At 50.7% G+C, this 10138-nt stretch carries 7 protein-coding genes and 3 pseudogenes; 5 read left to right on the top strand and 5 right to left on the bottom strand.

Annotated elements, in window-relative coordinates; translation table 11 throughout:
• Window positions 1-364 precede the first annotated feature (364 nt).
• On the top strand, window positions 365-685 hold the full coding sequence (locus C7N83_RS17100) for an STAS-like domain-containing protein (protein ID WP_106742792.1): 321 nt from the start codon (window positions 365-367) through the stop codon (window positions 683-685).
• A 35-nt stretch (window positions 686-720) separates the two neighbouring features.
• Here C7N83_RS17100 and C7N83_RS11480 read toward each other — a convergent pair.
• The 3 genes and pseudogenes from C7N83_RS11480 to C7N83_RS11470 form a co-directional block, all read right to left on the bottom strand.
• Window positions 721-1491 (bottom strand): annotated as a pseudogene (locus C7N83_RS11480) (dienelactone hydrolase family protein); the annotation flags it as partial.
• A 35-nt stretch (window positions 1492-1526) separates the two neighbouring features.
• Window positions 1527-2732 (bottom strand): tryptophan synthase subunit beta, encoded by a 1206-nt coding sequence (gene trpB, locus C7N83_RS11475; protein ID WP_106742790.1) that lies wholly within the window; start codon window positions 2730-2732, stop codon window positions 1527-1529.
• A 298-nt stretch (window positions 2733-3030) separates the two neighbouring features.
• Window positions 3031-3330 (bottom strand): annotated as a pseudogene (locus C7N83_RS11470) (TonB-dependent siderophore receptor); the annotation flags it as partial.
• 265 nt (window positions 3331-3595) lie between these two features.
• Here C7N83_RS11470 and C7N83_RS11465 point away from each other — a divergent pair.
• Window positions 3596-4006 (top strand): hypothetical protein, encoded by a 411-nt coding sequence (locus C7N83_RS11465; RefSeq protein WP_106742787.1) that lies wholly within the window; start codon window positions 3596-3598, stop codon window positions 4004-4006.
• Window positions 4007-4066: 60 nt separating this feature from the next.
• Complete coding sequence (locus C7N83_RS17095) at window positions 4067-4369, top strand: integrase core domain-containing protein (RefSeq protein ID WP_425437522.1); 303 nt, start codon at window positions 4067-4069, stop codon at window positions 4367-4369.
• A 254-nt stretch (window positions 4370-4623) separates the two neighbouring features.
• On the opposite strand, the gene C7N83_RS11455 is transcribed toward C7N83_RS17095, so the two are convergent.
• A complete protein-coding gene (locus C7N83_RS11455) occupies window positions 4624-7584 on the bottom strand; it encodes an Rne/Rng family ribonuclease (RefSeq protein WP_106742784.1) in 2961 nt (986 codons plus the stop codon).
• Window positions 7585-8223: 639 nt separating this feature from the next.
• On the opposite strand from C7N83_RS11455, the gene C7N83_RS11450 reads away from it, so the two are divergent.
• Window positions 8224-9210, top strand: coding sequence for an RluA family pseudouridine synthase (locus tag C7N83_RS11450; RefSeq protein ID WP_106742782.1), 987 nt, complete (start codon window positions 8224-8226; stop codon window positions 9208-9210).
• Window positions 9211-9224: 14 nt separating this feature from the next.
• Window positions 9225-9908: an HAD-IA family hydrolase gene (locus C7N83_RS11445; RefSeq protein WP_211296654.1), complete on the top strand. Its 684-nt coding sequence runs from the start codon at window positions 9225-9227 to the stop codon at window positions 9906-9908.
• A 23-nt stretch (window positions 9909-9931) separates the two neighbouring features.
• On the opposite strand, the pseudogene C7N83_RS15345 reads toward C7N83_RS11445, so the two are convergent.
• Window positions 9932-10138: pseudogene (locus C7N83_RS15345) on the bottom strand (hypothetical protein); the annotation flags it as partial.

Below are 10138 nucleotides of genomic sequence, written 5' to 3'. Positions count from 1 at the left end.
TTTACCGGTCAGTGCCTGTCCGGACTGAAGGTGCCTGAGTGCGGTTTCGAAATCAAATGCGGGTTTGGTCATGTGTCTTCTCCTTTATGGGGGGTTAGGGGATTGACACAGATTTTTGAACAGTACCCGGGCTGATGTAATTGGAAATCCAATGTGAAAGTAGCCAAATACACAAAAAGCAACAATCATGCCGGGCTAAGGCTTGCAAAACTTATTGAGTGAATTCAACAGTACCATGGTGAGTTAAGCATAATTTCCGGAAGTTCTATATTGCCAATGAAATGTAGATAACTTAACAAGCAAAGCAACACACCCAGTCTTCAACTGTTTCGGAAGTTAGTGACATTTTATGAAGTACTAACCGATTAAACATAAGGAGTCATCATCATGGAGCAAACTATTTGCTTACCTAGGCTTACCTAGCGGTAGCTTTGCTTCTCGCTGCTCCGCTATCCCATTTCGAGATCAAATTATTAGTCTTATTGAAGACAAAAACTGCTCAAAAATTACTCTTGACCTCAAAAACACGGAAATCATCTCTGGCTCATTTGCTGATGAATGCATAGGTATTTTAGTCAAGATTTATGGCTGGGATACCATTAAATCAAAGATACGTTTAATCAATGGCAATGGTCAAGCGGACAAAAGTATTGCCAAGACTATTTTGGGTAGAAGGGCCGTCTGAAATGTTTTCAGACGGCCTTTCATTCCAGACCTATATCACAAAACGCGTTTGAACAAATCCAGCATATTCTGCCATGATTGCCCGGCGGCGTCCTGCTGGTAGCCTAAGTCTACGCCGTTACGCTCGCCATTGAGGGTGGCTTGCGGGTTGGTGAAGCCGTGCTTGGCATTTGGGAATACATCAATGTGAAAACGCGCTTCAGCGGCTTCCATTTCGGCGCGGAAGGCTTCAACGCTTTCCATAGTCACTAAAGTATCCAACTCGCCGTGTTCAATCAGCAATTCGCCTTTAATGGCTCCTTTTTCTGCTGGTTTGGAAGGCGTCAGGTTGCCGTGAAAACTTGCTACCGCTTTCAAGGGTGTACCGCGGCGGGCGGCTTCCAGCACCACGCGGCCGCCGAAACAGAAGCCGATGGCGGCCAAGCGTTCGCCATCGCTTTCAGCTTGCGCCACTAGAGCGTCTAAAGCCAGCTGCGTGCGTTCGGCCAGCAATTCGGGATTATCTACCAGCTTCATCATGTTTTCACCGGCCACGGTGGCATCTTCGGTGAGCATGGCGTTGCCGTATAAATCAGTCGCCAACGCGGCATAACCTTGTTCAGCCAAACGCTCAGCGCTGTTTTTGGCGTGTTCGCTCAAGCCCCACCATTCGGGTGCAACCAACACGGCGGCGGCTTTTCCGCCTTGTGCCGGATAGGCGAAATGGCTTTGCAGGGTGGTGCCTGTGCTGTCGGTATAGCTGACGGTACGTGTGAGAATACTCATGGAGGTTTCCTTTCTCTGATGGTTAGACTTGGTTAAATTAGGCCGTCTGAAATAATACTTTCAGACGGCCTTCAGGATTACAGCTCAATTTTGCCCAACACATAATCAATGTCTTTGTCGCCACGGCCGGACAAATTCACCAACAAGCGTTTGCTGCTGTCGAGTTCGGCGGCACGGCGCAGGGCGTAGGCGACGGCGTGGGAAGACTCCAGCGCCGGAATAATGCCTTCTTCGCGCGACAGAATTAAGAAGGCGTCCAAACATTCTTGGTCTGTGGCCGATTCGTAGCGGCCGCGGCCGTTGTCCTTCAGTAAACAGTGCTGCGGCCCTACGCCCGGATAGTCCAAACCTGAAGCGATGGAATGCACGGCGGCGGGTGTGCCGTCTTCTTCTTGCAGGTAATAGCAGTTGAAGCCCTGAATGTTGCCGAACGTGCCTTTGGCCATCGTTGCAGCATGGCGGCCGGGCTTGTCCAATCCTTCGCCTGCCGGTTCCACACCGACCAACGCCACTGATTCATCATCGATAAAGGCATTGAACAAACCGATCGCATTCGATCCGCCGCCCACGCAGGCCACCACTTCATCAGGCAGGCCGCCGTATTGCCGGGCAAACTGTTCACGCGCTTCGTGGCCGACAACCGATTGGAAATAAGCCACCATTTCCGGATAAGGCGCAGGGCCGACCGCCGAGCCGATGGCGAACATGGCGGTATCCATTTGTACCAGATACGATTCAAACGCCGAATCCACCGCTTCTTTCAGCGTACCCGCACCGGAGGAAACCGGCACGATTTTCGCGCCCAAAATCTTCATGCGCGATACATTGGGGTGTTCTTTGGCAATGTCGGCCACGCCCATGTGGATTTCACATTCCAAACCGACCAGCGCCGAAGCAGTCGCCAGTGCCACGCCGTGTTGGCCTGCGCCGGTTTCGGCAATGACTTTGGTTTTGCCTATTTTTTTCGCCAACAAGGCTTCACCGATGCAGTGGTTGATTTTGTGCGCGCCGGTGTGGTTTAAATCTTCGCGTTTCAAGAAAATCTGCGCGCCGCGTTGCGATAGGCTTTTGGCATGGTAAATCGGGCTAGGGCGGCCGACATAAGTAGCCTGCAGGCGCTTCATTTCGTTGATAAATTCTTCATCGCCGATGATGTTGTGAAACGCGGTACCCAATTCTTCCAAGGCTTCAGCCAATTCGGGATGACTGATTTTACCGCCGTGTTTGCCGAAATTGCCGGCTGAATCCGGTAGAATCATGGGATTTAACTGCTCTTTTGCCATGTTGGGAATATCCTCTATTTTGAATGAATCATCAATCATGTTATCAAGCCGTCTGAAAGCTTCAGACGGCGAAAACGTTTCTATTATAAACGATTTACCTGCAATTTGTTTTCAGACAGCCTCAGCAAATAATGTGTTTAAAATCATAAAATTAGCATTTATACACGCCAGTATCATTTTCCGCTTGTTTCAGACGGCATTATTTTCCAAACTTCAATTACACCTGACTACCACCTCAGGAGAAACGCATGAAACCATTAGCGATGGATATCAACGGCCGTTTTGAAACCGATTTCTAAGGCGTTTGGCGCGCAAGCTGGCCGAAAGTACCGGCATCGCGGTCTTTAATCTGCTGGTCAGTTAAGATGCTGATAGATTGCGGGATATCGCGCAATGAAGCCAGAATTTTAGTACCGACAGTCACCGCGGACGAGCTGTATTCGTCGTTTTTCTCGGTCGAAATGGCATTGTAAGAACGCAGACCAGAAACATGAACCGTTTCCAAATCCACTGCTTGTTCGGTTTCAGCGGCAAACGTTACGGATAATGATAATAAAGCAATCAATACCGCTGCGGCTGCCAGATTAAAGTGGAACATTTTTTTCTGAATATTGACCAATTGTTTAATCCCTGATTTTTCTGGCATATCGTTAACCGAGATCAAAGAGACCGATTTATAGGAAGTATATTGCAAGCTAATGCCAAGACCTCGCTACGAATATGAAAAGAAATTCAATACTCTCATAAAGAGTATCCGCCCGTTAGCCAAACAATTTGGCATTAATGAAAAAACCGCAGCCAAATGAAAGCATGCCAACCACGCTGAAGGCAAACGTTCCGGCCCGCCAGGGCGCAGCGCTACGGTGCCGACTGAGCCGGAGGAGCTACCTGCAGAAAATCCTTTGCTGCCTTTGGATGACCTGTTTTATGCCTTAAAACCGGAAATCCCCAAACTGACACGCTCCAATCTGCACCGCTGTCTGCAATATCACAATCTTTTCCGTCTTTCCGCCCTTACTGGTGAAAAGGAGGGAAAGAAAGGCAAAAAGCAATTTAAAGAATATCCGATCGGCTATGTCCACACCGATATTACCGAGTTGCATTGCGCTACCGGCAAATATTATCTGTTTGTCGGTGTCGAACGCAGCACCAAATACGCCTGTATCCAACGGCACCAATCACAAACCCTTGGGATTGCCGCTCAGTTCGTCAGAAATATGCAGGAAGATTGTGCCTTTAAAACCACGCATATCCTGACCGATAACGGTGCGTAGTTTACCTATAAGCTGCCGGCCGGGCATCTGGGACCTAAAGATAAAATCCACCTGTTTGATTTGGTTTGTCAGAAATTGGGGATTGAGCACGGAACGACTAAATTCAGACATCCTTGGGTAAACGGCCAAGTTGGGAGGACGAATAAAATGCTGAAACAGGCAGCGGTCAAAGCGTATCATTATGAGGATATAGGCGAATTGCGAAGGCATTTGCTATCGTTTGTTTTGTACTACAGTCATCAAAAGCCGCTCAAATTTAAGGGATTTAAAACGCCTTGGCAGCTGATGAGGTCAGCTTACGAAAGTAATCCTCCGTCATTTTTATCAACCCCCCAGAATAAGGCTGTGGGGCGGGACAACTAATTAATATAATAATAGTTATATTTTCTATTTACTGCATTTCTTGTGATAACCAAATTACTGCCGCTTTGCAGTCAATATGGTAAATACGACCTGCTGTGCTCATATTAATCAGCATTCAAACACGATGAAATGACAAAAGGCTGTCTGAAGCAGCTTTCAGACGGCCAGACCTTCATTTGTCATTTATTCGAATCCTTTATTCCCAGGCAAAGAAAAACCCGATATCAATATATCGGGCTTTGCTAAAATTTACTTCAATCTTTGCGGGTTTCCACCAAAATCATCTTAACTTCGACGTTTCCGGTTTCTACTTTCGGAATATCGGCACGGCGCATGCCGTAAACTTTTTCCGGTTGCGACTGGGCAGCCAAGGCGGCAACAGCTTCCGATTTGGTTTCGACAAACACCAAATCACCCAAGGCCGGCAATGTGCCGGCAACTTTCACGGCGGCAGCCTGCTCTTTCGACACGACTTCTTGCACTGCGGCTTCAACTTCTTTGGATGCTTTGGCCGTAATTAATTCGTCTTCCATCTCGGACACGGCTTTGGCTTCTTGGTCAGCCGAAACAGCAGTCATCGGCAAGAATTCATCGACCGCTTCGATGGCGAACACCGAAGTCACGGCAACAGTGACATTACCGACTGCGTTGTTAATCATTGGGCATTCGTCATCAGTGCTTTCTTCCACACGGATGGCTTCATTATCATGAAATTCGGCTTCGATCGCAAAAGACACGGCTTCTGCTTCACCCGGCTCCGGAATCACCACTACCAAAGGCGCGTTGTCTTCAATATCGGCGGCCGGTTCAGTCGGCATAGCCGCCGGCGTTTGTGTCGGGTTTTCGCCAAACACATGTGCCACGGCAAAGCGTACTTTATCCGCAGCATCAACGATATTCAGATAATGCTCGATTTTCTCGGCAGACGGAATATTGCGTTTTTTGTTGCTGCTGCGGCGGTCGCGTTGGTTGCGGTCGCGTTGGTTGCGGTCGCGTTGATTGCGGTTGTTGCGTTCACGCGGCTGTTTTTCAGTAGCCGACGCAATTTCAGCAGTCACATCAGCGATGTTTTCTAGCCCGGCATTTTCGGCCACTACGTTTTCTGCAGCGGTCTCAATGGCAACGTTTTTGTTGGCATTGCGGTTGTTGCGGCTGCGTTTGTTGGCGGCCGGCGCAGCTTGCTCGGCGGTTTCGGACGGCATATCGGTCAACGCGGCAACCGATGCGGCAGCCGCCTGATTGCGCTCTTCTTTATTTGCACGGTTGCGCTCGCGGCGGTTGTAGTTGTTTTCCTTGACTTCCGATTTGGCTTCAGCCTTATTGTCGGCTTTGATTTCAGCAATTTTGGCTGCTTTGGCTTCGGTGTTGACTTCCTGAACTTCTACCTTGCCGCCATCGCGTTTGTTGCGGCGTGGCGTTTGGCGGCGGTTTTGCTGGCGGCGGGCGTTGTTGCCGTTGCGGTTGCCGTTGGCTTGCCGTTTTTCGGCTTTCTTGGTTTCGACCGGTTTTTCAGATTCGGCAGGAACGGGAGTGCCGCCAAGGATTCTGCGCAACCATGCTTTGAAATTATCCCACCAAGTCGTCGTTTTTTGCCCGACTGAGGTCGGTGCAGGCTGGGTATGCTGTACGCTTTTTACCGCCGGCTCCGAGCGGACGGTTTTGGCACGCTCACTGCCGAACGGCTTGGCGTTTTCGTCTTCTTCAGGCTCGGCCACGCGTTTGTAGCTCGGTTCGCCGTCTTCTTCGACATCATCGGTACGGATGCGGCTGATTTCGTAATGCGGATTTTCCAAATGAATGTTCGGAATCAACAGTACGGATACGTCTAAACGCTCTTCCAAGCCAAACAATTCGGCGCGTTTTTCGTTCAACAGGAAGGTGGCCACATCCACCGGCACTTGCGCATGTACTTCGCCGGTGTTGTCTTTCATGGCTTCTTCTTGAATGATGCGCAACACATGCAGCGCGGTCGATTCGATGCCGCGAATCACGCCGGTACCGGCACAGCGCGGACAGGCCACATGGCTGCTTTCGCCCAACGCGGGTTTCAAACGCTGGCGGCTCAATTCGAGCAGGCCGAAGCGTGACAGCTTACCCATCTGCACGCGGGCACGGTCTTTTTTCAGCGCCTCACGCAACACGTTTTCCACATCGCGTTGGTGTTTCGGGTTTTCCATATCGATGAAGTCGATGACCACCAAACCGCCGAGGTCGCGCAAACGCATTTGGCGTGCCACTTCTTCAGCCGCTTCCATATTGGTTTTGAAAGCGGTATCTTCGATGTCGGCGCCGCGTGTGGCACGGGCAGAGTTGACGTCAATCGATACCAGCGCTTCGGTGTGGTCAATCACAATCGCACCGCCACTCGGCAGGCTGACGCTACGTGAGAATGCACTTTCAATCTGATGCTCGATTTGGAAACGCGAGAATAACGGTGTGTGGTCTTCATAAAGTTTCAGACGACCTACGTTGTTCGGCATCACATAGCTCATGAACTCAGATACTTGGTCGTGCACTTCTTGATTATCGACCAAAATCTCACCGATGTCCGGGCGGTAGTAATCGCGGATGGCGCGAATCAGCAGGGAGCTTTCCATAAACAGCAGATAAGGATCTTTATGCGCTTCGCCTGCTTCTTCGATGGCGTGCCACAGTTTCAGCAGGTAATCGAAATCCCACTGCAATTCTTCGACGCTGCGGCCGATGCCGGCGGTACGCGCAATCAGGCTCATACCGCGCGGCACATCCAATTCGGCCATGGCGGCCTTGAGTTCGGCACGCTCTTCGCCTTCGATGCGGCGCGACACTCCGCCACCGCGCGGGTTATTCGGCATCAACACCAAATAGCGTCCGGCCAGGCTGATGAAGGTGGTCAAGGCCGCGCCTTTGTTGCCGCGTTCGTCTTTTTCCACCTGAACGATGACTTCCATGCCCTCTTTGAGCACGTCTTGAATGCGGGCACGGCCGCCTTCGTAATCTTGGAAATACGAACGCGACACTTCTTTAAACGGCAAAAAGCCGTGTCGGTCGGTTCCGTAATCGACGAAACACGCTTCCAACGACGGCTCGATGCGGGTAATCACACCTTTGTAGATGTTACCCTTGCGCTGTTCTTTGCCCAGCGTTTCGATGTCCAAATCCAACAGATTTTGGCCGTCAACAATCGCAACGCGCAGCTCTTCGGCCTGCGTTGCATTAAATAACATACGTTTCATGATAGTAACCTCGTTGGGCTGCACCGTCTTTTCAGACGGCCTCACGCAGCCGGCTGGCACTCACGAGGCGGGACACGCTGCTTGCTCCAATGCTTGGGCAAGCAGGTTGGCTGTCCTGATGTAATCAGTTTTTGAGTTGAATTTCCGCAAGGTTTCATGCCGTCTGAAAGAAATACGGTCATGTGCGGTCGGGTTCGGATAAAGAAGGTCATAAAGAACAATTCGGTATCATCAAAAATACCGCCGCCTGTATACCATCTTTCCAGTATGTCAGGCCTAAAGTTAAGCGCGGGTTGAAATCATCAAGCCGCATAAATCAGGTAGCCGTCATCTTCTTCATCGTTTGCCTGTTGTTATTCTTCAGATTGCTGCGCGGCGGGCTATAACCCCGAAAATCCGTTCGTCTTATGCTCTGTGAGATGGGCAAATCAATTCAAACTTAATTACGCTCTTCCGTTTACTGGCTGTACATAAACGGAAGGAAATGCTTTGTAGAGTGCGTTTTTAATATAAAATCTATTTTTAACAGTAAATCAAATCCGTTTCCCGAAAGGGATTTTCCCTGCGGCGGCGGCGTTGGCTTCATTCCGCGCGCCTGTTTGCAAAACGGTGAAAACGAATGTTTGGATTATAGAGAAAATGCACCCAATACGCAAAGATTCAGTCAGCCAAATCACCCTTACCGAACACGAAGCAGGCCAACGCCTTGATAACTATCTGATAAAAATTCTCAAGGGCGTGCCGAAAAGCCATATTCACCGCATCATCCGCGTCGGTGAAGTACGGCTCGACAAAAAACGCTGCAAACCCGACACCCGCATCGAAAGCGGTCAAATATTGCGCATTCCGCCGATACGCACTGCCGGGACACAAAAGCCGTCCAAACCCCAACCCGCCCCTGCGTGCAAATTCGACATCGCGTACGAAGACGACGCATTATTGGTCATCAACAAACCTTCCGGCGTGGCGGTACACGGCGGCAGCGGCGTAAGCTTCGGTGTGATTGAACAAATCCGCCAAACCCGCCCCGAAGCCAAATATCTGGAATTGGTGCACCGTCTCGACAAAGACACCAGCGGCCTCCTTATGATTGCTAAAAAACGCAGCGCCTTAGTCAAACTGCACGAAATGATCCGCAACGGCCACCCGAAAAAAACCTATCTGGCGCTGGGCGTAGGCCGTCTGAACAACGACCGTTTCCACGTCAAACTGCCGCTGTTTAAATACACCGGCGCACAAGGCGAAAAAATGGTGCGCGTGAGCGATGACGGCCAATCGGCACACACCATCTTCCGCGTACTCAAACGCTATTCAGACGGCCTGCCGCACCAAGTCGGCCTGTCTGCGCTTACCTTGGTCGAAGCCACACTCAAAACCGGCCGCACCCACCAAATCCGCGTGCACATGCAGTCGCAACACAGCCCCATCGCCGGCGATGAACGGTACGGCGACTACCAAGCCAACAAACGCCTGCAAAAACTCGGCTTAAAGCGCATGTTTCTCCATGCTTCCGAACTGCATTTAGACCATCCGGTCACAGGCGAAAAGCTGGTTCTGAAAGCCGAATTACCGCAGGAATTGACGCAGTTTGTCGTGATGTTGGACAATCGGCATCAGTCCGTCTGAAAACAAAGGAACACATAATGAAACCCAAACTTGTTATTTTTGACTGGGACGGCACGCTGGCCGACACCACCCTGCCGATTATCGCCACCATTCAGGAAAGCTTTACTGAAAACGGCCATGCCGCGCCCGAAGCCGGCCGGATCCGTCCGCTTATCGGTTACAACCTGCCTGCCATCGTGCGCCACCTTGCACCGGATTTGAACCTGCACCAACAGGAAGAAATCATCGAAACCTATGCCGCACACCACTTAAATCCCAACAACCGCAACATGACCCTGTTCCCCGATACCATTGCTTGTTTGGAAACATTGAAAAAGCAAGGCTACTGGCTGGCAGTGGCCACCGGCAAAGGCCGAACAGGCTTGGACAATTCCATCGCCCAAACCAATACCGCCGGCTTTTGGCTCGCCACCACCTGCGCCGGCGAGCAGCCATCGAAACCCGCGCCGGACATGGTGTTCAAATTGTGCGGCGAACTCGGTTTGATGCCGTCTGAAACCATCGTTATCGGCGACACAACGCATGATTTGAATATGGCCGCCAACGCAGGCGCACCGGCCATTGCAGTGACTACCGGTGCACACACGGAAGAAAAACTGCGCACCAGCCCGCATTTGACGATTTTGCCGAATTTGTCTGCTTTACCGGATTTTTTGGCAACGTTGCAAACATCACTGCTGACTTCCAAGGCTGTCTGAAAACTTTTAGACGGCCTGAGATGTCAGAAACAGCCGCGTTGTTTACACAACAGATTGGGCAGTGATGCCTGTAAAACCCCGAAAGGCATATCACCTTTCAAACCCTTATGCGGCTTAACCGGATGATAAAAATTCACAAAACGGCATAACGCCTTTTGCTGACGTTCCGAATCCTTAAACGCAAACTTATCCTGCCCCATTTCCATTAAGTTGCGGATAACCCGCTCTGC

The organism is Neisseria iguanae (genome assembly GCF_003013245.1).
Taxonomy (GTDB): Bacteria; Pseudomonadota; Gammaproteobacteria; order Burkholderiales; family Neisseriaceae; genus Neisseria; species Neisseria iguanae.
Note: the sequence above shows the minus strand (reverse complement) of the source record. Positions and strands in the feature narration are given on the sequence as shown.

Excerpts from the sequence above, each read along its gene's own strand:
- C7N83_RS11450 (WP_106742782.1), top strand. The coding sequence starts at position 8,224 with ATGCACCCAATACGCAAAGATTCAGTCAGCCAAATCACCCTTACCGAA.
- C7N83_RS11455 (WP_106742784.1), bottom strand. The coding sequence starts at position 7,584 with ATGAAACGTATGTTATTTAATGCAACGCAGGCCGAAGAGCTGCGCGTT.
- trpB (WP_106742790.1), bottom strand. The coding sequence starts at position 2,732 with ATGGCAAAAGAGCAGTTAAATCCCATGATTCTACCGGATTCAGCCGGC.